The organism is Kribbella pittospori (assembly GCF_004331465.1).
Taxonomy (GTDB): Bacteria; Actinomycetota; Actinomycetes; order Propionibacteriales; family Kribbellaceae; genus Kribbella; species Kribbella pittospori.
In genome coordinates this window covers 185,698-206,638 of the sequence record NZ_SJKB01000005.1, presented here as the reverse complement: position 1 = coordinate 206,638, position 20,941 = coordinate 185,698, and the positions used below count along the sequence as shown (strand labels likewise).

The 20,941-nt window shown below is 69.0% G+C and carries 20 protein-coding genes; 6 read left to right on the top strand and 14 right to left on the bottom strand.

What is annotated here, in order from left to right:
- Positions 1–142: 142 nt before the first annotated feature.
- The 7 genes from E0H73_RS17755 to kdd form a co-directional block, all read right to left on the bottom strand.
- Positions 143–628, bottom strand: coding sequence for an FxsA family protein (locus E0H73_RS17755; RefSeq protein ID WP_131357142.1), 486 nt, complete (start codon positions 626–628; stop codon positions 143–145).
- Between the two features lie 55 nt (positions 629–683).
- Complete coding sequence (gene lnt / locus E0H73_RS17750; RefSeq protein ID WP_131357138.1) at positions 684–2,249, bottom strand: apolipoprotein N-acyltransferase; 1,566 nt, start codon at positions 2,247–2,249, stop codon at positions 684–686.
- A gap of 602 nt (positions 2,250–2,851) precedes the next feature.
- A complete protein-coding gene (kal, locus tag E0H73_RS17745) occupies positions 2,852–3,241 on the bottom strand; it encodes a 3-aminobutyryl-CoA ammonia lyase (protein WP_131357136.1) in 390 nt (129 codons plus the stop codon).
- A complete protein-coding gene (gene kamE, locus E0H73_RS17740) occupies positions 3,242–3,994 on the bottom strand; it encodes a lysine 5,6-aminomutase subunit beta (RefSeq protein WP_131357133.1) in 753 nt (250 codons plus the stop codon).
- The gene (gene kamD / locus E0H73_RS17735) at positions 3,991–5,622 is read right to left on the bottom strand and encodes a lysine 5,6-aminomutase subunit alpha (RefSeq protein WP_238164059.1); all 1,632 of its coding nucleotides are present in this window, start codon (positions 5,620–5,622) and stop codon (positions 3,991–3,993) included. Before kamD ends, kamE begins: the two co-directional genes overlap by 4 nt.
- Positions 5,619–7,202 carry an amidohydrolase gene (locus tag E0H73_RS17730; RefSeq protein WP_131357130.1) on the bottom strand — a complete coding sequence of 528 codons (1,584 nt, stop codon included), beginning with the start codon at positions 7,200–7,202 and terminating at the stop codon, positions 5,619–5,621. Before E0H73_RS17730 ends, kamD begins: the two co-directional genes overlap by 4 nt.
- 3 nt (positions 7,203–7,205) lie before the next feature.
- Complete coding sequence (gene kdd / locus E0H73_RS17725; RefSeq protein ID WP_131357127.1) at positions 7,206–8,249, bottom strand: L-erythro-3,5-diaminohexanoate dehydrogenase; 1,044 nt, start codon at positions 8,247–8,249, stop codon at positions 7,206–7,208.
- A gap of 142 nt (positions 8,250–8,391) precedes the next feature.
- Between kdd and E0H73_RS17720 the strand changes: the two genes are divergently transcribed.
- Positions 8,392–9,867, top strand: a complete 1,476-nt coding sequence (locus E0H73_RS17720) for a KamA family radical SAM protein (protein ID WP_131357124.1) — start codon at positions 8,392–8,394, stop codon at positions 9,865–9,867.
- Here the strand turns inward: E0H73_RS17720 and E0H73_RS17715 are convergent.
- Positions 9,860–10,429: an HAD family hydrolase gene (locus E0H73_RS17715; RefSeq protein ID WP_131357121.1), complete on the bottom strand. Its 570-nt coding sequence runs from the start codon at positions 10,427–10,429 to the stop codon at positions 9,860–9,862. The two genes, E0H73_RS17720 and E0H73_RS17715, sit on opposite strands and share 8 nt — an antisense overlap.
- A 30-nt stretch (positions 10,430–10,459) precedes the next feature.
- Entirely contained in the window at positions 10,460–11,308 is an 849-nt protein-coding gene (locus E0H73_RS17710) for a helix-turn-helix transcriptional regulator (protein ID WP_202867434.1), read from the bottom strand.
- Between the two features lie 137 nt (positions 11,309–11,445).
- On the opposite strand from E0H73_RS17710, the gene E0H73_RS17705 reads away from it, so the two are divergent.
- Positions 11,446–12,264: an alpha/beta fold hydrolase gene (locus tag E0H73_RS17705; protein ID WP_131357115.1), complete on the top strand. Its 819-nt coding sequence runs from the start codon at positions 11,446–11,448 to the stop codon at positions 12,262–12,264.
- On the opposite strand, the gene E0H73_RS17700 is transcribed toward E0H73_RS17705, so the two are convergent.
- On the bottom strand, positions 12,261–12,701 hold the full coding sequence (locus E0H73_RS17700; RefSeq protein ID WP_131357112.1) for an Lrp/AsnC family transcriptional regulator: 441 nt from the start codon (positions 12,699–12,701) through the stop codon (positions 12,261–12,263). The genes E0H73_RS17705 and E0H73_RS17700 overlap by 4 nt on opposite strands.
- A gap of 71 nt (positions 12,702–12,772) precedes the next feature.
- Here E0H73_RS17700 and E0H73_RS17695 point away from each other — a divergent pair, with 71 nt between their 5' ends.
- The 3 genes from E0H73_RS17695 to E0H73_RS17685 are packed head-to-tail and all read left to right on the top strand — an operon-like array spanning position 12,773 to position 15,680.
- Positions 12,773–13,693, top strand: coding sequence for a 5'-3' exonuclease (locus tag E0H73_RS17695; protein ID WP_131358054.1), 921 nt, complete (start codon positions 12,773–12,775; stop codon positions 13,691–13,693).
- Positions 13,690–14,883 (top strand): M20 metallopeptidase family protein, encoded by a 1,194-nt coding sequence (locus E0H73_RS17690; protein ID WP_131357109.1) that lies wholly within the window; start codon positions 13,690–13,692, stop codon positions 14,881–14,883. The genes E0H73_RS17695 and E0H73_RS17690 overlap by 4 nt, the downstream gene beginning before the upstream one ends.
- The gene (locus tag E0H73_RS17685; RefSeq protein WP_131357105.1) at positions 14,880–15,680 is read left to right on the top strand and encodes an alpha/beta fold hydrolase; all 801 of its coding nucleotides are present in this window, start codon (positions 14,880–14,882) and stop codon (positions 15,678–15,680) included. The genes E0H73_RS17690 and E0H73_RS17685 overlap by 4 nt, the downstream gene beginning before the upstream one ends.
- Here the strand turns inward: E0H73_RS17685 and E0H73_RS17680 are convergent.
- Genes E0H73_RS17680 through E0H73_RS17665 form a run of 4 tightly spaced genes read right to left on the bottom strand, consistent with a single transcriptional unit; the run spans position 15,658 to position 20,137 of the window.
- Positions 15,658–16,818 (bottom strand): MFS transporter, encoded by a 1,161-nt coding sequence (locus E0H73_RS17680; protein WP_131357102.1) that lies wholly within the window; start codon positions 16,816–16,818, stop codon positions 15,658–15,660. The two genes, E0H73_RS17685 and E0H73_RS17680, sit on opposite strands and share 23 nt — an antisense overlap.
- Positions 16,818–17,399: a TetR/AcrR family transcriptional regulator gene (locus E0H73_RS17675; protein ID WP_131357099.1), complete on the bottom strand. Its 582-nt coding sequence runs from the start codon at positions 17,397–17,399 to the stop codon at positions 16,818–16,820. Before E0H73_RS17675 ends, E0H73_RS17680 begins: the two co-directional genes overlap by 1 nt.
- Positions 17,400–17,439: 40 nt before the next feature.
- Positions 17,440–18,090, bottom strand: coding sequence for a response regulator transcription factor (locus E0H73_RS17670; protein ID WP_131357096.1), 651 nt, complete (start codon positions 18,088–18,090; stop codon positions 17,440–17,442).
- Positions 18,083–20,137 (bottom strand): sensor histidine kinase, encoded by a 2,055-nt coding sequence (locus tag E0H73_RS17665; RefSeq protein ID WP_131357093.1) that lies wholly within the window; start codon positions 20,135–20,137, stop codon positions 18,083–18,085. The genes E0H73_RS17670 and E0H73_RS17665 overlap by 8 nt, the downstream gene beginning before the upstream one ends.
- Before the next feature lie 161 nt (positions 20,138–20,298).
- Here E0H73_RS17665 and E0H73_RS17660 point away from each other — a divergent pair, with 161 nt between their 5' ends.
- Complete coding sequence (locus E0H73_RS17660) at positions 20,299–20,940, top strand: hypothetical protein (protein WP_131357089.1); 642 nt, start codon at positions 20,299–20,301, stop codon at positions 20,938–20,940.
- Position 20,941 lies beyond the last annotated feature (1 nt).

The following is a 20,941-nucleotide window of genomic DNA, read 5'->3' as shown; positions in this document are numbered from 1 at the left end:
GCCGTGGCGCGCTGAGCGTGGTCGAGCGGTGCACAAGGTCAACTCGTGCGGCGGGGACCTCGGCGTACGGCGGGGGTGCGGGGACTGCGGCGGGACGGCGGGGCGCGACCGGGGCGCGGAGGGATAGTCGGTACGCCGGGCGCTACTGTTTCTGGTCGGGGTCGATGACCTCGCCCTGGATGACGTCGTCCTGGGAATGTCTCGGCGGCTGGCCTGGACCGGCGCCGGGGATGAAGCCGCCGAGGTTCGCGCCGCCGAACTGGGTGGCGACGCGGCGGCCCAGGAAGGCGTGCATGCCACGCCGGGCCAGCGGGCGGGTGAAGGGCAGGACGAAGAAGAACCCGAAGATGTCGGTCACGAAGCCCGGCGTCAGCAGCAGCGTGCCGCCGACCAGGACGAGGGCCGCGTCGGACAGCTCACGCCCGGGCATCTTGCCGGTCTGCAGGGCGGACTGCAGCGCGTTCCACGCGCGGCGTCCCTCGCGCTTGATGATCCACGCGCCGAGCGCGCTCTCGACGAGCAGCAGCCCGACCGTCGGCCAGCCGCCGATCACCTGGCCGATCTGGATGATCACGAAGATCTCCACGATCGGCACCACCAGCAGCGCCAGCGCTACGAGCCACGGCATGTCCTACCCCTTCCGGCGATTCCCTCCAGTGTTGCGCACCGGGGAAAGCACGGGCTCAGGCCGGGACCTTCTCGCGGCTCCGCGTCGGCGCGGGCGGCGCCTCCGGCCCGTCCTCCCGCCGTCGGCGACGGGCGACGATCGCCAGCACGATGCCGAGGATGCCCAGCCCGGTCAGGATCCACTGCGGCCAGCCGCCGAGCTTGATGGCCAGCGTTTCCGTGTCCCGGATCGGCACGTTCGCGACGTACACGTCGCGGACGAACTGGCCGGACTTGTGCTCGACCTTGCCGTCCGGCTGGATCACGCCGGAGATCCCGCTGGTCGACGCGATCAGTACGGTCCGGCCGGTCTCGATCGCCCGCATCCGCGTGATCGCGAACTGCTGCTCGGGCTGCCCGGTGTCGCCGTACGTCGCGTTGTTCGTCTGCACCACGAGGACCTGCGCACCGCCCTTGACCACGTCCGAGATGACGTTGTCGTAGGCGAGCTCGAAGCAGATCACATCGCCGTACGTGACGCCGCGGATCGGCATCACGCCGGGGACCTTGCCGGGCGCGGTCTGCCGGCCGATCATCTCGAGGCGCTTGATGTACGGCAGCAGCTGGTCGCGGAAGGGGATGTACTCACCGAAGGGCACCGGGTGCCGCTTGGCATAGATCTGGCCGGGTCCGCTGACCGGGTCCCAGACGACGCCGGTGGTCTGCCGCTCGTTCGGTCCTGGGCCGTCGAGGACCGCGCCGACCAGGATCGGTACGCCGACGGCCTTGACCGCCTCCTCGATGTCCGCCTTGGTCTCGGAGTCCTGGAACGGATCGATGTCGGTCGAGTTCTCCGGCCAGATCACCACGTCCGGCTTGGCCTCGGTGCCCTCCTCGACCCGCTTCTGCAGGTCGAGCGTCGCGGCCAGGTGGTTGCGCGTGACGGTCCGGGCGCGGCCGAGGAACTCCAGGCCCTTGCCAGGCACATTGCCCTGCACCATCGCCGCGGTCACGGTCTTGCCGTTGCCCTCGGTCGAGAGGTCGATCAGCGAGCTGCCGCCGACGATCGCCACACCGGCAACCAGCGCGACGATCCGGAGCCGCAGGCCGCTCTCCAATCGCAGTACGGCGTACACGAGGACTCCGAGCAGCGCGACGACGAAGCTCAGCCCCGGGATGCCGACGAATGACGCCAGCCTGCCGACCGGGGAGTCCGAGAGCGCCCACGCGAGCCGGCCCCACGGGAAGCCGCCGAACGGAACGGAGGCGGCGGCGAACTCGGTCGCGACCCACATGCACGGGATCCACAACATCCACAGCTTGAGTTTCAGCACCTGCGTCGCGAACAACCCGAAGACCGCATAGAACAGCCCCTCGAGGATGGCCAGCGCGATCGCGGCGTCGCCGCCGATGACCGTGAGCCAAGGGACCAGGACCGCGTAGTAGGTGATGCCGAAGCCGGCGCCGATCAGGAAGCCCGCCTTGGCGGAGGCGCCGTTCAGCGCGGCCAGGAAGAGCGGTACGGCGATGATCGTCAGCCAGGGGTGGTCGTGCGGTTCGAAGGCCAGGCCGAGTAGCGCGCCGGCGCCGGCGGCCACCGCAACCCTCGGCAGGACGCGTTCCAGAGCCTTCAAACGGTCCACGCGGTATCCCCTTGTCCTCACTGCCCGGCGGACGCCGGTCGCACGACCGTACAACGTTCCGGACACGCCAATGTATCCGGTCAGTAGCCAATAGGCAGCGATCGCGGAAAGTGAAGGGAGATCAGCAGAGTGCGAGGAAGTGAAAAGGCCTCAGAAATAAGCGGGTCGGCGTTCACTGTCGGTGAAGTCCGGGGCCCGGCCATAAGGAAAGAGGCTCGGCGCTCCTTCGGACCAACCGTCGGACCGCTGGCTGCGAACCGTCCGGCTGTTGTCTACTGGCCGCCGAGCCTCTTCCACCTCTGCCCCGCGGGGGGCTAACCACCGGCGATCTCAGCCCCCGTCGACTCAGGCCTGGCACTGGCCTGGTCAGCGTCGCGGGATCATCCGGTGGCCGAACTTCGTGTGACCGTTGATAAAACGGGATATGACGACTCCCAAAACGATGCTCGCTGACGGCGACGGTGTCAACCTCTCCAGCGGCTCCTTGAGGCCGTTGTAACACATTCGGCTGTACTCACTGGAAAAACGAGGAAACTTCAGCCGGGTCACGTTACAGAGCCGTCTCGGCACTCCACGTGATCGTTACCCTGGGCAACTATTCGTCACCCAAACGGTACGACGACCACTCCTTTTGCGCGCGTGATCACAAGCGGTTCCGACAGCACCTCGGCCGCCGACGCGGACACGTCCGGACGGCCGCGGCAGACCACCGAGGCGCTGAAATCGATCTCACGGCTGCGATTGCCGACCCGGCTGATGGTTCCTGTCACCTCCACAACGTCGCCGGCCCGCAACGGCTGCAGGAACTGCACGTCGGAGTACGACGCGAACAGGCCCTCGTCGCCGTCGGCCTGGATGCACACCTCGGTCGCGACGTCGCCGAACAGCCCGAGCACGTACGCGCCGTCGACCAGATTGCCGGCGTAGTGCGCATGGCTGTAGGGCACATAGCGCCGATGCGTCGCACTCAGGCCGATAGTTGCCTTTGACACCTATGCACTCCTCTTCGCAGGGACTCGCTTCGTCACCAGTGCATCGACCAGATAGCTGGCCACTTCGCCTGGTGTGGTGCCACGACCGAACACGCGCTCGACGCCGAGTTCGCCGGCCATCTGCTCGGTGAAACGGGGGCCGCCGGCAACCAACACCGGTCGCGCGTCCTCGGCGTACGCCTCCCGGAACGCGGCCGACATCTCCTTGGTGTTCAGCACATGCGCCTCGCGCTGGGTGACCACCTGCGAGACCAGGATCGCGTCCGCCTTCTCCGCCTTGGCCCGGCGGACCAGCTCCGGTACGGCGACCTGGGCGCCGAGGTTCACCACCTTCAGCTCGCGGTAGTACTCCAGACCCTTCTCCCCCGCGAACCCCTTGATGTTCATGATCGCGTCGATGCCGACGGTGTGCGCGTCGGTGCCGATGCAGGCGCCGACCACGGTGAGCCGGCGGCGCAAGCTCTTGCGGATCGCCAGGTTCACCTCCTTCGGCGAGAGCAACGGGTAGTCGCGCTCGATCACCTCGACCTTGGAGGTGTCGACGAGGTGGTTCACCGGTCCGTACACGACGAAGAAGGTGAAGTCCGGCCCCATCGCCTTGGCATGTACGACCAGCGCCGGATCCATCCCCATCTTGTTCGCCAGTTGTACGGCGGCGCCCTCGGCCCGCTTGTCGTGAGGGATCGGCAGCGTGAACGACAGCTGCACCATCCCGTCGCCGGTGGTGTCGCCGTACGGCCGAATGATGCTCATGTCAGCCTGCCTCTCGACTGACCGCTCGCTGGGGTTCTGGAGGGAGAAGAAGAAGGGGGTGGGGGTGAGTCCTCCAACAACTCGATCGCCGGGTTGTAGTACTCCGACGATCTGCGCGCGACGCCTTCGAGGCCGCGGCCGGCGTCCTGCGGGCGCTTCATCAGGCCGAAGGTGCCGTCGCCGATCGCGTTCAGCAGGCCGTCGTCGACGATCTCCTCCAGCAGTTCGACCGACTCCGCCAGCACCTGCCGGGCGCGCTGAGCGATGAAGCCGTCCGGAGCGGGACGGAAATCCTCGTGAAGGTTGCCCGCGGCACCCAACACGTAGCGGACGTTCTGCAGCGCCAGGTCGCGGTCCGAGATCCACGGTGTCACCACGGCCTCGGTCATCATCCCGACCAGCAGGATGCCCTGGCCCGTCATCGCGCCGACCAGGTTGAAGAATCCGTCCAGCAGGTAGCCGCGGAACACATCACCGGTCATGTGCCGCGTCGGCGGCATCCACTTCAGCGGCGCCTCCGGGAACAGTTGCCGGGCCAGCATCGCGTGCGCCAACTCCAGCCGGAACGAGTCCGGCAGATCCGGGTTGATCTCGAACGCGTGCCCGAGGCCCAGCTGCCAGTCCTGCAGTCCGGCCTCCTTCGCGAAGTACTCGTTCAGCAGTTGCGACACGGTCACCGTGTGCGCGGCCTCGACCGCGTCCGCGGTGGTCAGGTAGTTGTCCTCGCCGGTGTTGATGATGATCCCGGCCCGGGCGTGGATCTGCCGGCTGAACCGCTGGTCGACGAAGGTCCGGATCGGGTTGATGTCGCGGAACAAGATGCCGTACATGGAGTCGTTCAGCATCATGTCGAGCCGCTGCAGTCCGGCCAGCGTCGCGATCTCCGGCATGCACAGTCCAGACGCGTAGTTCGTCAGCCGGATGTAGCGGCCGAGCTCCTTCGACGACTCGTCGAGGGCGGCTCGCATCAGCCGGAAGTTCTCCTGCGTCGCATAAGTGCCCGCGAAGCCCTCCCGTGTCGCCCCTTCGGGCACGTAGTCGAGCAGCGACTGGCCGGTCGACCGGATCACGGCGATGATGTCGGCGCCGGCGCGAGCCGCCGCCTGCGCCTGCGGGATGTCCTCGTAGATGTCGCCGGTGGCAACGATCAGGTAGATCCACGGCCGCTGCTCCGGATCACCGTGCCGCTTGATCAGCCGGTCCCGCTCCCGTCGCCGTCCGTCGATCCGCTTCATTCCGGCCGCCGCGGCCTTCCGCGCCGCGGCCCTGGCCCGTACGGCGTCCCGTCCCTCGGGCAACCGGAACGCCACCGAACCCGAGGCAGCCTTCTGCGCGAGGACGGCCAGGTCTTCCGCCTCGCCCCGGACCAGCGCGTCCCACACGGGCAGCGCGAGTCCGTGCTCCAGGCCGACGTCCGCCCGCACCGTGTCCGCGAGCCGGTTCACCCACGGGATGCCATCGGTATCCGCGCCGGTCAGGCCGGCCAAGCGCAGGACAGCACGCTCGACCGAGACCGTCGTGTGCTGCCGGGCGAGGTTGACGATCGGCCGGCCGGCTTTCCGGGCCAGGCTGCGCGCCTTCCGGACGGTGACCGGATCGAGGTCGAGCTTCTTCACTGCACGCGTCACTGTGACCATCCCTCGGCTTCATGAATCACACGCCCGCCGACGACAGTCCGCAAGCAAGTAGGTGTTCCCTCGCTCAGATCCGGCAGCACGGGTACACCGGCCCGCGGATCCGTCGACCACGCAGCGACGCGCTCGTCCGGCGTCTGCACAACCAGATCCGCGTCGCTCTGCCAGACCGCGTACGTCGCAGCCGTACCGGGCGCAAGGACACCGGCATCGTCGATCCCGGCCGCCCGCCAGCCACCACGGGTATGCGCCTGGAACGCGGAACGCACAGTCATCCGCTCGCCCTTCTCGTGGTGGAACGCGGCCGCCCGCACGGCGTCCCAGCCGCCGAGCTCGGTCACCGGCGAATCCGAACCGAACGCCAGTACGACGCCCGCCCGCGCCAGCGAACCGAACGGGTTCATCCCCCGCCACCGTTCACCGACCCGCTCGGCGTACATGCCATCCGGCCCGCCCCACAGCGCGTCGAACATCGGCTGGACACTGGCGACCACTCCACACTGCGAGAGGGTCGCGATCGCAGCCTCGTCGACCATCTCGACATGCTCGAGCCGATGCCGCGCGGCGACCAGCGCCTGTACGCCGACCTTCTCGGCAGCCAACTGGAATCCGCGAACGATGTTGTCGAGCGCTTGGTCGCCGATGCAGTGGAAGCCCGCCTGCACGTTCCGCTCGGTGCAGGCGATCACGTGCTCGGCGATCTGCTCCGGCGTCAGGTAGGCGTGACCACGGTGGTCCGCGCGATCGGCGTACGCCTCCCGCAACGCAGCCGTCCGCGAGCCGAGGGCGCCGTCCGCGTTCAGGTCACCTGCCAGGCCGGCCAGGTCGTACGTCGCGATGTGCTCGAAGACGCCGGGCTCACCCCAGTACAGGGTCGCCGACAGACCAAGCTTGTGGGCGACCTCGCGCACGAGCGGGAGCTCCCACAGCGGCCCGATGTGCGGCGCGGCCATCTCGTGGAACGCGCCGATCCCCTTCGACGCCATCGCGGTCAGCGCGGCCTCGACGTCCTTGCGCCGCTGGTCCGGCCCGATCAGTTCACTCAGTGCGTCACGGACGGCGTGATGCGCGTCGCGCTCGACCCGGCCGGTGGCGTCGTACCCGTCGCCTGTTGCCGCAGGCACCAATGCCGAGGAGATCACACCGGAGTGACCGTCGACGCGGGACAGGTACACCCTGCGGCCCGCGGCGGCCCGGTCCAGCTCCTGGGCCGTCGGCGGGCGACCCTCGGGCCACTTCGTCTCGTCCCACCCGGCGCCGTCGATCACTGCGTCCGCCGGAAGGTCCGCGGCGAAGGCAGCGAGGCGGTCGAGGGCTTCGGTGAGCGAGGTGGTGCCGGCGAGGTCGAGGCCGGTCAGCAGCGCGCCGGTCTGCGCGGTGTGGACGTGGGCATCGACAAAGGACGGCGTCACCAGTCTGCCGTCGAGGTCGACCACCTCGTCGGCGCCGTCCGCGTACGAGCCCGCGCCGGTGTCGTCACCGAGCCAGGTCACCACGCCGTCGTCGAAGGCGATCGCGGTGGCATGCGGGTCGGCGGGTGAGTAGACGGAACCGTTCGTCAGAAGTGTGCGCACGGACTAATCCTCCGCCAGCCTGCTCTCGAACAGACCGCGGACACCCTGCTCGGTCCGCAACAGCTCGAGCGCGTAGTCGGCGTGCCCAGGCACGTAGCCGTTGCCGACGAGCATCGTGACGTCCGCGGCCAGGCCCTCAGCACCCAGCGCGGCAGCGGAGAACGACGTCGCCATGGAGAAGAAGATCACCGTGCCACCAGCCGCGGTCGAGAGTACGGCTCCGTGCTCGCAGCCCGGTACGTCGACGCAGACAACGGTGATGTCCGCCGGTCCCCCGGCCTCCTCGACGGCCGTTGCCAGCGCCACCGGATCCCGGGCGTCGGCCAGAGTGACGACGTCGGCCAGGCCGGCGGCGGTCAGCCGGTCCTTCTCCGACTCGACCGGCACGATCCCGATCGTGCGCGCCGCGCCGGCCTGCCGTGCGGCCGCCAGCGACAGCGAGCCACTTTTACCTGCGCCGCCAATTACTGACACGACAGGCTTTGTGCCTTTGTCGACATAGTCGCGGACCACGCGGGCGGTCAGGGCGGGCGCTCCGCAGACGTCCATGACGGCCAGTGACAGCTCGGGTTTGAGGTCGTCGGGCAGCTTGGCGACGATCGACCGGGCGAACAGGATCGCGTGCCCCTGCGCCGGGACCTGCTCGCTGCGGCCGTCCCAGCGCGCGAGCTCATCAGTGATCTGCAACGGGGTGAGCGTCAGGGACACCAGCGTGGCGACACGGTCACCCTTGCGTACGCCGAGCGGCGACTCGGGGCCGGCCTCGTCCACCACGCCGACCAGCATCCCGCCGGAGCCGGTCACCGGGTTCTGCATCTTGCCGCGGGTCCCGATGATGTCGAGCACCGCGCGGCGGATCGCCGTACCGTCGCCGCCGTGCGCCTCGGCCAACTGGCGGTACGACGCGGCGTCGAGATTCAGCCGCTCGACCGCGACCCGGACCTCGTCGGGCCAGATCTCCGGGCGTGCGTCGAGCTTGTCCGCCGCCTGCGGCAACACGCCGGACGGCGCGAGTACGCGGTGCAGTCCTACCGGGCTCGACGACACGGGGCCTCCTTGAGGGATCAGGCAAAATACTACTGAAACTAGCTCTTGACGAGAATTCTTACGGCGTACTGTTGGATCTAAGGGAAGTTCTATCGCTATCCTCACATGAGACCGCACTACCCCTGAAGCCCCCGGAGGACTCGTGACCGACCTGATCAGCCCGGAGCTGGGCGTCCCGGAGCCCGGCGAGCGCGATCTCGCGGGCCAGCCGTACGCGTACCGGCGAGCCGAGCTGGTGGAGCCGGACTGGACCCGGCTGCCCGGCTGGAAGGACGTCACGGCCGAGGAGTGGCGATCGGTGCAGTGGCAGCGGTCGCACTGTGTGAAGAACGTCAAGCAGCTGCGCGACGTGATGGGCGACCTGCTCGAGGACCGGTTGTACGAGGACCTGACCCGGGACCAGGCCGAACGCGCCACCATGTCGATGCTGCTGCCGCCGCAGATGCTGAACACGATCGTGCCGACCGGAGCCTCCGACTACACCGAGGCGTTCTATGCCGATCCGGTCCGGCGCTACATGCTGCCGGTGTTCAGTGACCGCCGTACCGACTGGCCGTCGCATCCGCATGCGACCCGGGACTCGCTCCATGAGCATGAGATGTGGGCCACAGAGGGGTTGACCCACCGCTACCCGACCAAGGTCCTCGCGGAGATCCTGCCGACGTGCCCGCAGTACTGCGGTCACTGCACCCGGATGGACCTGGTCGGCAACTCGACCCCGGTCATCGACAAGCTGAAGTTCACCGCGAAGCCGCAGACCCGGCTCGACGACATGCTCGACTACCTGCGCCGTACGCCAGGTGTCCGGGACGTCGTCGTATCGGGTGGCGATGTGGCGAACATGCCGTGGCCGAGGCTCGAGTCGTTCCTCACCAGCCTGCTGGAGATCGAGAACATCCGCGACATCCGGCTGGCGACCAAGGCCCTGATGGGCCTGCCGCAGCACTGGCTGTCGGACGACGTCCGGGCCGGCGTCGAGCGGGTGGCGCAGCTGGGCCGGCAGCGTGGCGTGATGATCGCGATGCACACACACGTGAACGCGGCCCAGTCGGTGACGCCTTTGGTGGCCGAGGCAACGAAGGCGATGTTCGAGGCGGGTCTGCGTGACGTCCGCAACCAGGGTGTGCTGATGCGCGGCGTGAACGACTCGGTGCCGCAATTGCTCGACCTGTGCTTCGCGCTGCTCGACGGCGCGACCATCACGCCGTACTACTTCTACATGTGCGACATGATCCCGTTCTCGGAGCACTGGCGGGTCTCGGTCCGCGACGCGCAGCACCTACAGCACGGCATCCTCGGCTACCTCCCCGGCTTCGCCACGCCGCGCATCGTCTGCGACGTCCCGTACGTCGGCAAGCGCTGGGTGCACCAGTTGTCGGAGTACGACGAGGTCCGCGGCATCTCGTACTGGAAGAAGAACTACCGCACCGGCATCGAGCACCAGGATCCCGAGGCGCTGAACCGCACGTACGAGTACTACGACCCGATCGACACCCTCCCGGCCGAGGGCCAGGACTGGTGGCGGCAGCACGCCGGCACCTCACTGGCCGAAGCCGAGAAGCGCGCCGCCGCCTCCCGTGCCGCCGCCGAGTCGCAGAAGCTCTTGCAGATCAACTGACTCCCGATCCCGCCTTCGGTGCCACCAATGCAGGGGGTGGCACCGAGGGCGCTCTGCACCTCGGTTTGACGGCCAGTGCGTGACAGGCGGTCAGATACATCTTCGGATCCGGCTTCACGGCACCAACCTCGGCGGAGAACGCGGTCACCTCGAAGTACGGCGCGAGCGGACAAGCGACCCACTCGAGCGGCACCTCCGCGGTCGCGTCACTCACGAGCCCGATCCGCCACCCAGCTGCCTTCAACCCAACCAGCGTCCTGACGGTCCCCTCCGGCACCGCATTCAGCAACTGCCGCACATACCCCCGCCGCATTTCCGTTGCCTTCCGCACCTGCTCTTCACCAGGCGCACCCCCACACCGCGCGGCTACCACCCGCAACGTGTTCTCCAGATCGCCGTGCGCGCCGATGAACCGCTCGTACGCGGTCGCATCGAACTCGCGCGCGAACGCGCCCGCCTCGACCCCCAGCACACCGGCAATCTTCTGATGTACCAGCCCCCGCTCATCGTCCCCACCTGACACCAGAGTGCTGAACAGGTCCAGCAAAAGAATGTGCCGCACAGCGGCACCCTACGACGGCGCGCGCACGATCTACTGCCCGGCAGCAGCGTCGCACTGGTGCTGCGGGCCGAGGGTGCGCAGCAGGTCCAGCGCGTCGGTCTGCCCGGGTGGCGGGGTGAAGACTCGAAGGCGCTGGTCTGCCGCGGGTGTCGCCAGTACCTCGCAGTCGAACTCGATCCTGCCGAGGTCCGGATGGTCCAGCCGGTACGGATGAGATCTGCGTACGGCGACCTCGTGCCGGTCCCAGAGCGCCGCGAACTCGGGGCTGGCTGCGCGGAGCCGCGTGACAAGGGTGCGGGAGGCTTCGTCGTTCCCGCGGCGGGCCACGGCTGCGCGCAGATCCGCGACCAACTGCCGGGCCTGCTCCTCGCGCTCCTCAGCCGCGAAGTGGCTTCGTACGTCGGGTTCGGTGAACCAGCGCAGCACGATGTTGCGGTCCTCGTGGGCCACGTCGCACACGCACCCGAACAACGCCAGCGCCATGTCGTTCTGTGCCAGCAGGTCGCCCAGATCGCTCAGGACCTGGACCGGAACGCCTTCCAGCCGGTCGAGAATGTAGAGCATGCCCGGCCCGAGATACTCCCCGGCCCGTGCTCCCTCCGGCGGGCGCTGTCCGGCGAGCAGGTACAGGTGGTCCCGCTCGTCGGCCGTCAGCCGCAGAGCGCGGGCCAGCGCGGCCAGCATCTGCACCGACGGCTGCGGGCTCCTGCCTTGCTCCAGCCGCATGAGGTAGTCGGCCGACATGCCCGCCAACTGCGAGACCTCCTCGCGGCGGAGTCCCGGCGTACGACGCCTCGGTCCCTCGACCAGTCCGACGTCGCGCGGACCCAACCGCTCCCGGGACCGGCGCAGAAAGTCGGCGAGGTCCTCGCGGTTCATGGCCATAGCGCTAGTGAACCACCGTTTCCCCAGCGCATCCTCGGACTGCCGATCCTAGGCAAACCGCTCCTCTCCCGAGCCGCCGACGGCGACTGCATAGTCGACAGCTGTCCGGTCCGAACGAGGAAGGTTGTGTCATGAAGGAATCCGTACTGGAAGTCCCCGGCGCCCGACTGCACCACTTCGTCCGTGGGTCAGGTCCCCTGCTCGTACTTATCGGCGGAGGAAAGGGGGACGCCACCGCGACCGACGCGCTCGCAGACCAGCTGGCTGACAGCTACACCGTCCTCACCTACGACCGCCGAGGCCTGTCCGGGAGCACGACCGACGCGCCCGCACTCACGGTCGCGACCCACGCCGACGACTTGTCCCTTCTGCTCGCCACCGTCACCACCGAGCCGGCGTACGTCTATGGCACCAGCTTCGGCGGCCTGATCGCGCTCGAACTCACCACCAGGCACCCCGATCAGGTCGGCCTGGTCGTCGCCCACGAAGCCCCCGTCACCCAACTGCTGCCGGCCCCGGAGCGCACCGTCGCCAACCAGGACTTCCGCACGGCCGAGGAGACTTTCCGGACAGAAGGCGTCGCTCCGGCGCTCCGCTGGTACGCGAAGTTCCTCGACCTCGACCCGACGGACCGCGAGCCAGACAACCCGCAGCGCACCCCTGGTCCCGACGACGTCGCGAACGCAACGGTCCTCCTGGCTCACGACACCCCGACGATCCGCACGCACACCGTCGATCTCAGCGACCTCAAGAGCTCGCCGGCCCACATCGTCCCCGCTGCCGGCGAGGACTCGACCCACATCTGGCCGAACAAGTGCGCCCGACTCCTCGCCCTGCACCTCGGCGTCCGCTGCCAGCCCTTCCCCGGCGGCCACAACGCCTACACCTACCGCCCTCGAGCCACCGCAACCCGCCTCCGGCAGGTCCTCACCCGGTCATACTCCAGCTAAAGGGCCGGGGGGCGGCGTTCGTAGGGGGTGCTGAGGACGATGGTGGTTGTGGTGGAGACGTTGGCGCGGGCCCGGATGGTGGCCAGGAGGTTTTCGAGGGCGACCGGGGAGGCGACCCGGACGACGAGGATGTAGCTGGAGTCGCCGGCGACGGAGTAGCAGGATTCGATCTCTGGTACGTCGCGGAGGCGCTCGGGCGAGTCGTCAGGCTGGGACGGGTCGATCGGGCGGATCGAGATCAGCGCGGTCAGCGGCAGGTCGAGCGCGGTGTGGTCGACGGTGGCGGCGTACCCCTGGATGATGCCGCGCTGCTCGAGCCGCTTGACCCGCTGGTGCACCGCGGACGTGGACAGGCCGGTCGCCTTCCCGAGGTCGGTAAAACTCATCCTGCCGTCGCTGGCCAGCAGCCCGACGATCTTGCGGTCCAGGTCCTCCACCCTGGAGACCCTACTGCCGCGACGCCCCGGCATGAAAGCATCGCCCCATGGCTGAGACACCCCAGCGGCTGATGCTGCTCGATACCGCGTCGCTGTACTTTCGCGCCTTCTTCGGCGTGCCGGACACGATGAAGGCTGCCGACGGTACGCCGACGAACGCGGTCCGCGGGCTGCTCGACTTCATCGCGCGGCTGACCGAGAACCACCGGCCGACGCACCTGGTGGCGTGCTGGGACGACAACTGGCGTCCGTCCTGGCGGGTCGCGCTGATCCCGTCGTACAAGGCGCAGCGGGTCGAGTTCGTGACGCCGAAGGGCGAGCAGGTCGAGGACGTGCCGGACCGGCTCGAGGTCCAGGTGCCGTACATCCGTGCCTGCCTGGAGGCCCTCGGCATCGCCATCGTGGGTGCCGCCGACCACGAGGCCGACGACGTGATCGGCACGCTGTCGCACCAGGCGAAGATGCCGGTCGACGTCGTCACCGGCGACCGCGACCTGTTCCAGCTGATCGACGACAGCCGTGGCATCCGGATCGTCTACACCGCCGCGCGCGGGGTCGGCCGGGCCGAGGTGTACGACGAGAAGGCGCTGCTCGCGAAGTACGACGTCCCCGCGAACCGGTACGCCGACTTCGCGACGCTCCGCGGCGACGCCTCCGACGGCCTGCCCGGCGTCAAGGGCATCGGCGAGAAGACAGCAGCCTCCCTGGTCACGGCGTACGGCGACCTGGACGCGATCCGGGCCGCGGCCGCCGAGGCGAGTACGCCGATGTCGCCGTCGGTGAAACGCAAGATCCTCGAGGCGAGCGACTACCTGGACGTCGCGCCGAAGGTGGTCGCGGTGGCCAAGGACGCGCCGGTCGGCAAGTTCGACGCGACCATCCCGAGCGAGGTCAAGGACCCCGAACGCTGGCTCGACCTGGTCGAACTGCTCGAGCTGGGCGGCAGCGCCCAGCGGGTCATGAACGCGCTGAACCTGGGACCGAAGGCATGACCAAGACTGTCGAGCTGGCGGAGCAGTTCCGCGACGAGATCGTCGCTCTCCGCCGGGCGCTGCACCAGGTACCGGAGTACGACCTCGAACTGCCGAAGACCCAGCAACTCGTCCTCGACGCGCTCGCCGGCCTGCCGCTGGAGATCACGCTCGGCAAGGAGCTGTCCTCGGTGACCGCCGTACTGCGCGGCGGAGGCGGTCCCGGACCGGTCGTCCTGCTCCGCGGTGACATGGACGCGCTGCCGGTGATGGAGCGGACCGACGTGCCGTTCGTGTCCCAGCATCCCGGGATGATGCATGCCTGCGGCCACGATCTCCACGTCGCCGGGCTGGTCGGCGCCGCGAAGATCCTGTCGGCGATGCAGGCCGAGCTCGCCGGGGACGTGGTGTTCATGTTCCAGCCGGGCGAGGAGACCAGCGGCGGGGCGCCGATCATGATCCGCGAAGGTGTTCTCGACGCGGCCGGGCGGCGCGCGGATGCGGCGTACGGACTGCATGTCGGGTCGGCAGGGCTGGCGCGCGGGATGTGGAGCAGCCGTCCGGGCTCGTTCATGGCGGCGGCCGACCAGTTGCACGTCCGCGTCGTCGGTGCGGGGACGCACGGGTCGACGCCGTACCGCGGCAAGGACCCGATCCCGGTGCTCTGCGAGATCGTGACCGCTCTGCAGACGATGATCACGCGGCAGTTCGACGTGTTCGACCCGGTCGTGCTCACGGTCGGACGGATCGCCGGCGGCACGAAGGAGAACATCATTCCCGACGACGCGTTCTTCGACGCGACCGTCCGGACGTTCTCCGAAGAAGCCCGGGCGAAGGTGCAGCAGGCGTCGATCCAGCTGGTCGAGTCGATGGCCACGGCGCACGGACTGGTCGCCAAGGCGGAGTACCAGATCGGCTACCCGGTGACGGTCAACAACGTCGAGGAGTATCAGTTCGCCCGCGACGTCATCGTCGACGTCTTCGGCCCCGACCGCTTCCGCGAACGCGCCAATCCCCGCTGTGGTGCCGAGGACATGTCGTACGTTCTCAACGAGGTCCCTGGCGTGTACCTCAACCTCAGCGCCTGCCGATCCACCGACCCCGACGCGGCCGCCGACAACCACTCCCCCTTGGCCGACTTCGACGACTCCGTCCTCCCCGACGGAGCCGCCCTTCTGGCCGAGCTCGCCGTACGCCGCCTCGTCCGATGAGGAATTTCGTGGAGGTGCCCGACGGCTACCTCTACTACGAGCAGCACGGCCAAGGCGCGGATGTCGTGCTCCTGAACGGCGGTCTGGCCGACGTACGGATGTGGGACTCGACGGTCGCGTGGCTGTCGGAATCGGCCCGGGTCACCACGTGGGACTATCGCGACAACGGGCTATCGTCAGCGTCGTACGCGGCGTACAGCGAGATCGACGACCTCGCCGCGGTCATGGACGCGGCAGGCGTTGAGCGTGCCGTGCTGATCGGCTCCTCGGATGGTGCGCGGCGGGCGTTGGGTTTCGCGCACCGGTATCCCGACCGGGTTCGCCGGGTGTGCGCGGTGGCCGGATCGTTCGGGGAGTTCCCGGACGCAAGCCCGGCGGAGGCGGCGGCTCGCGTGGTGATGCGGGCACACTTCACCCGTCTCGAGGAGATCCTGGCCGCGGACGGCATCCCGGCTGCCGCCGCGTATGACGTGGCCGGCTGGTGCCCGGTGGTCAACGAGGCCGATCGACGCCTGCTGATCGGCCTGGCGATCGCCAACTCCCGCGTGCTGACGATGCCCGTCCATCATGGCGAGGAGCTCGATCCCCCGATCAAGACCCGGTTCGCGGAGCTCAAGCCGCCGCTGTCCGTGCTCGTCGGCGGCCGCGACTTCCAAGGCACCCAACTCTGGGCCGCCCGCCTCGCCACCCAGGCCCCGACGGCCGGCCTCAAGGTCATCCCCGACGCCGACCACATGCCGATGTTCTCGGCCCCGGACGAGTTCCGCCGTTTCGTCACCGAAGCACTGATTGCTTGACCCTGACGCGATCCCGCCGCAACGCCACTGCACTCAGCCCGATGCCGAGAACCGTTGCCAGGGCAGCGGCAAGGTAGATCGACGTCATGCCTGGGCCGGCGATCACCCTGCCGCCGAGCCAGCCGGCGAATGCTGCCGCTACCTGGTAGGCCGATGCGTTGACGGCGATGGCGAGGGTTGGGGCTGCGGCGGCGGTGGTCAGGACGCGGGTTTGCATGCCTGGGATGACTGAGAAGCCGACGGCACCGGCGGCGAACACCAGGAGACCAGTGACTACGGGATGCGGACTTGCCCAGAGTGCGACGAGCAGTACGACGAGGACGGCGAGCGCGCCGAGTTGGGACGGGAGGAGTGCGCGGTCTGCCAGGCGGCCGCCGATCAGGTTGCCGATGGTTGCTCCGACGCCGTACACGAGGAGCATCGGCGCGACGGCTGCCGCCGCGAAGGCCCCCGGGCCGGTCAGCAGCGGAGCGAGGTACGTGAACACCATCAGCAGGCCGATGTTCGCGACCGCGGTGATGGCGATGGCGAGCACCAGGTCCTGGTTTCGGAAGACGGTGAACTCTCCGAACGCCCGGCTCCGGGTGACAGGCTGATCCCCGGGCACCAGCCGGGCGACCAGCAGCAGACCGACGGCGCAGCACGCGGTGATCGCACCGAACGTCGCGCGCCAGCCGAACGCCTCGCCGATCCACGTGCCGAGCGGTGCGCCGAGGATCATCGCGAGATTCATGCCGAAGACAAGCTTCGCCACGGTCGAGGCCTGCTTGCCCGCGGGCGCGGCCGACGTCGCGATCACGATCGCGTTGGCGAAGAAGGTCGACGTCACCAACGCGGTCACGACCCGCGCCGCGAACAGGACGCCGTACCCGGGAGCGACGGCCGACAGCAGATTGCCGGCGACGGCGACCGCCAGCAGGCCGACGACGAGCGGCTTGCGCGGGCGGCCGGCAGTGATTGCTGTCAGCAACGGTCCGCCGACGATCATGCCCAGCGCGTACGCCGTGACCAGCAACCCGGCCGCGGGGATCGAGACCTCCAGGTCGCCGGCCACCGCGGGCAGGATCCCAGCCAGCACGAACTCGCCGGTGGTGACGCCGAAGACGCAGACCAGCAGGGCAGCGAGGGAGCGTTCCATCAGAGCGCGTCGACGGTGCCGTCGACGACGTCGAGCAGGGCCCGGCGGTCGTCGGTGACCTTCGCGAGCACGCGCAGGCCGTAGTACGCGCTCTGGAACATCCGCGCGACCTGCAGCGGCGGCCGATCCGCCCGCAACTCCCCCGTGCTCTGGCCGATCGAGATCAGTGCAGCGAGCGCTCCCTCGAGATCCTGGAACTGCCGCGCGACCAAGCCGCCGACGTCGCCGGTCCGGCCTGCCACCTCGGTCGCCGCATTCAGTGCCAGGCAGCCGCGGCGGCCGGGATCCTTCAGGTCCAGGTCGATCATGCTGATCATCAGGTCTCGCAGTCTCTGCCGCACCGAGCCGCCGTTCGGCGTCAACTCGTCCAGCTGCATGGCCGCGCGGGTTGCGGCGTACCGCTTGATCGAGTCCTCGTAGAGCGCGTGCTTGCTGCCGTAGGCGTTGTAGAGACTCCCCCGGCCCAGACCCGTGCGATCGCACAGGTCCTGGGTGGTCGTTGCCTCGTACCCCTTCTCCCAGAACAGCTCCATCGCCGCGTCGAGCACGGCACTGTCGTCGAACTCCCGAGGTCTGGCCACCCCGGCACGCTAACCCATTCTGTATCGCACAGTCAAAAACCTAGTGGCCGAGGCCGGCGTCGCGGGCTCGGATGATCGCCTCGGCGCGGTCGGCGACGTGGAGTTTGGCGAAGATGTTCGAGACGTTGTTGCGGACGGTCTTCGGTGAGAGGTACAGCTCGGCGGCGATCTGGGCGTTCGATCGGCCGGCGGCGACCAAGGCCAGGATCTCCTGCTCGCGGGTGGTGAGCTGAGGGAACGGACTGTCTGGCGTCGCGGCCGGTCCGGCGGTGAAGAAATCGGCCACGCGCCGGGCGATCGCCGGCCCGAAGATCGCCTCGCCTTGGGCGACCGCGGTGATCGCCCGCACGATCTCCCCCTGATTCGCGCCCTTCAGCAAGTACCCGCGTGCGCCGGCCCGCATCGCCGCGAACAGCGTCTGATCCTCCTCCGCCATGGTGAGTACGACGACCCCGATGTGCGGACTGTCCGCGGTGATCGCGCGGGTGGCCTCAATCCCGTCCAGGCGCGGCATCTGGACGTCCATCACGACCACGTCCGGCTGCAACTCCCGCGCGCGGTCCACGGCCTCGACCCCGTCGGCCGCCGTACCGACGACCTCGACGCCATCCAGCGATCCCAGGAGTGCGGCCAGCCCGTCGCGGTACACCGGATGGTCGTCGGCCAGCAGCACCCGCACCGTCTCACCCATGGACTACCTCCGGTACGGCGTCCAGCGGCAACCGCACCTGTACGACGGTGCCGCCACCCGCCGGGCAGGTGACACTGCAGACTCCCCCGAGCTCCGCGGCCCGTTCCCGCACCGACAACATGCCCACGCCCGCATGCACCTCCTCGCCGATCCCCACACCGTCGTCCGTCACCGACAACTCCAACGTCGACTCCTCCAGCCGCAGCACGATGTCGCACCGGGACGCCTCCGCATGCCGCGCCACGTTCGTCAGCGCCTCCGATGCGATCCGGTACGCCGCCACCTCCACGCCCGCCGGCAGCGAGCCGAGCGGGTCCGCGGCAACGGACACCGCCAGTCCGCCGAGCCGGAAGCGCTCGGCCTGCTGCTCGATCGCCCGTACCAGGCCTAGCTCATCCAGAGCCGGTGGACGCAGGTCGTGCACGAGCCGCCGTACGTCGGCCAGGGCGGCAGCCACCTCGGTCGTCGCCTGATCCAGCATCCGATCGGCGTCGGCCGGAGCGGACGCGGCGAGGTTGCGGGCCGTCTCGATGCGCAGGGCAACCGCTCCAAGACTCGGACCGAGGCTGTCGTGCAGGTCCCGCCGGATCCGCCGCCGCTCTTCCTCGCGGGCCGCGACCAGCCGGCTCCGACTCTGCTGCAACTCGGTGCTCAGCTCGCTGGCCCGCGCAGCCGCGGCGGCCTGGCGTACGAGATCGCCGAGTAACCGCTGGTCCCGCTCGGACAACGCTGTACCGTCACCTCGGCAGAAGACCAGACGGCCGACCGACTCGCCCCGATAGCCGACCGGCAGCGCATGTGTCGGGCCCGATTCCCGTCCGTGCTCGACGATCGCCAGCCGGCCGCCGGGTCGCTCGAGCTCCACCCGTACGTATGGCAGGCGGAACGCCTCTGCCAGCGTGCGGGTCACCGCTCGGAGCTGCTCATCCGGGTCGGCGGCCGACTCGAGCCGCTCGGCCAGTGTGGACATGGTCGCGTACGGATCATCGCGAGAGCCGCGGACGAGACGCCGTACCCACTGCCAGAGCCGGACTCGCAGCGGGGCGTAGACCACGGCGACGACTGCGATCGCGACCAGTGCGGCATCACGCTCGCCGAGTACGCCGCCCGCGATCGCGAACACGGCCAGGTCGACACCGACCACGAGAGCCGCGAGTACGCCGTACAGGAAGGTGGCCGAGAGCAACCGATCGACGTCGTACAGCCGATGTTTGGTGACCGCAACGACGATCGCGGCCGAGGTGAGCGCGATGGACCCCGCGAAGAGGATGGCCACGACCTCGGGCGGGTTCTCGAACGGGATGATCAGCACGATCAGGTCCACCAGCGCAGCCCACATCAGCCACCGGATCTGCGCGCGTCGCTCCCGCGTGGCCGTCCGGTAGCGGTGCACGGTGACGGCGAACGGTACGACGAGGCTCGCCAGCACACCGGCGTACGCGACCTGCAGGATCGGCTCCCACGTGCTGTACGACAGGCCGACGCTGAAGGGGTCCAGCGACAAGCGGGAGACCTCCGGCGGCAGGGCCGCGTTGTGATAGCGCTCCATGACGGCGACCGGCGCGACTAGCAGCAGGAGCGGTAGGAGCACGGTCAGGGCAAGGCTGACGACGGACAGCCAGCGCCACAGCCTCGCCGTGGGCAGCTTGCCGTCCGGGAAGAGCAGGATGAGCAGCGGCAGCCCGAGCAGCAGGAACGCACCGAAGCGGGAGTAGAACCAGTACGCCGCCGACGCGCCCGGCAGCCCTGGCGACGTGTAGATCGCGTACGTCGCCCAGCTCGCAGCGAACCCGTCGAGGATCCACAACAGCCCGGATCCGGTCAGGATCCAGGCGACCGGGTGACGCGGCAGACGCTGGAGAAGCAGCAGGCCCGGAATGACCTGCGCGAGTCCAGAGAGGGCGCTGGTCCAGCCTGCGTCCAGCTCAGCGGCAGCCGGTGCGCCGGCGCCGTTCCGGACGTCGAGGACCATTGTGACGGCGGCAAGCAACAGGGCGGCTGCCCCTAGTGCAGCCGGCCACCACCCCGCCCGTGCGTCCTCCCCCACGCCTGCATTGTCACCCACAGTGTGTCCCGCCGTCGCGGGTCAACTGTCCCGTCCCGATCCGGGACACGGTTGAGGACCGCAGCACCTGCCGCCCGGGTCGCCCCGCCCGGGAGAGTTCTGGTCAGGAGGTACGCCGTACCTCAGGGGAGGAAGGAAAGACCATGACGGAGACACCAGCGCGAGTCCGGACCGACGTTCGGTACGGCGGTACGACGGCCTCGCCGGCCGGTGTGGACGTGCGCACGATCCAGCGACTGGGTCTGGCACTGACTGCGGGGACCCTGACCTGGGCCGCAAGCATCTTCGCGTTCGGCACGATGAACGAGGGGGTGCCCGAGCGGGTCGGTGACCTGACCGGGCTCGCGTTCCAGCTCGGAGTGTTCAGCCTGCTGGCGATCCAGTTCCGGACCCGGGCGACCGGGCTGAGCCAGGGATCCCTGGTCCTGCTGAAGGTGGAGGCGGTGATCCTGGGGATCGCGAGTGTGTGGTCGCTGCTGCACGGTGTGTTGCCGACTCCGCACCAGGACGCCGCGTGGCTGGTGCCGATGGACATCTGCTGGCCGCTGTCGATGCTCGGCATGGCCGTGATCGCAGTCAAGATCGCCTTCACCGGCCGCTGGCGCGGCGTACTCCGCTGGTGGCCCCTGATCGCCGAAAGCTGGGCCGTCGTCACGGTCCCCTCCATGATCATCTTCGGCGACCAGACCGCCCGCTGGATCGGCGGCGCCCACCTCCTGGTCGGCTACGCCACCCTCGGCGTCCTACTAGCCTTCCGCCCCCACCTGGCAATCCCGAAAGACTGAC

What these genes read in the sequence shown, in the direction of transcription:
- E0H73_RS17755 (WP_131357142.1), bottom strand. Translation starts at nt 628, where the DNA reads ATGCCGTGGCTCGTAGCGCTGGCGCTGCTGGTGGTGCCGATCGTGGAG.
- kamE (WP_131357133.1), bottom strand. Translation starts at nt 3,994, where the DNA reads ATGAGCATCATTCGGCCGTACGGCGACACCACCGGCGACGGGATGGTG.
- E0H73_RS17710 (WP_202867434.1), bottom strand. Translation starts at nt 11,308, where the DNA reads ATGAACCGCGAGGACCTCGCCGACTTTCTGCGCCGGTCCCGGGAGCGG.
- E0H73_RS17705 (WP_131357115.1), top strand. Translation starts at nt 11,446, where the DNA reads ATGAAGGAATCCGTACTGGAAGTCCCCGGCGCCCGACTGCACCACTTC.
- E0H73_RS17695 (WP_131358054.1), top strand. Translation starts at nt 12,773, where the DNA reads ATGCTGCTCGATACCGCGTCGCTGTACTTTCGCGCCTTCTTCGGCGTG.
- E0H73_RS17690 (WP_131357109.1), top strand. Translation starts at nt 13,690, where the DNA reads ATGACCAAGACTGTCGAGCTGGCGGAGCAGTTCCGCGACGAGATCGTC.
- E0H73_RS17685 (WP_131357105.1), top strand. Translation starts at nt 14,880, where the DNA reads ATGAGGAATTTCGTGGAGGTGCCCGACGGCTACCTCTACTACGAGCAG.
- E0H73_RS17680 (WP_131357102.1), bottom strand. Translation starts at nt 16,818, where the DNA reads ATGGAACGCTCCCTCGCTGCCCTGCTGGTCTGCGTCTTCGGCGTCACC.
- E0H73_RS17670 (WP_131357096.1), bottom strand. Translation starts at nt 18,090, where the DNA reads ATGGGTGAGACGGTGCGGGTGCTGCTGGCCGACGACCATCCGGTGTAC.
- E0H73_RS17660 (WP_131357089.1), top strand. Translation starts at nt 20,299, where the DNA reads ATGACGGAGACACCAGCGCGAGTCCGGACCGACGTTCGGTACGGCGGT.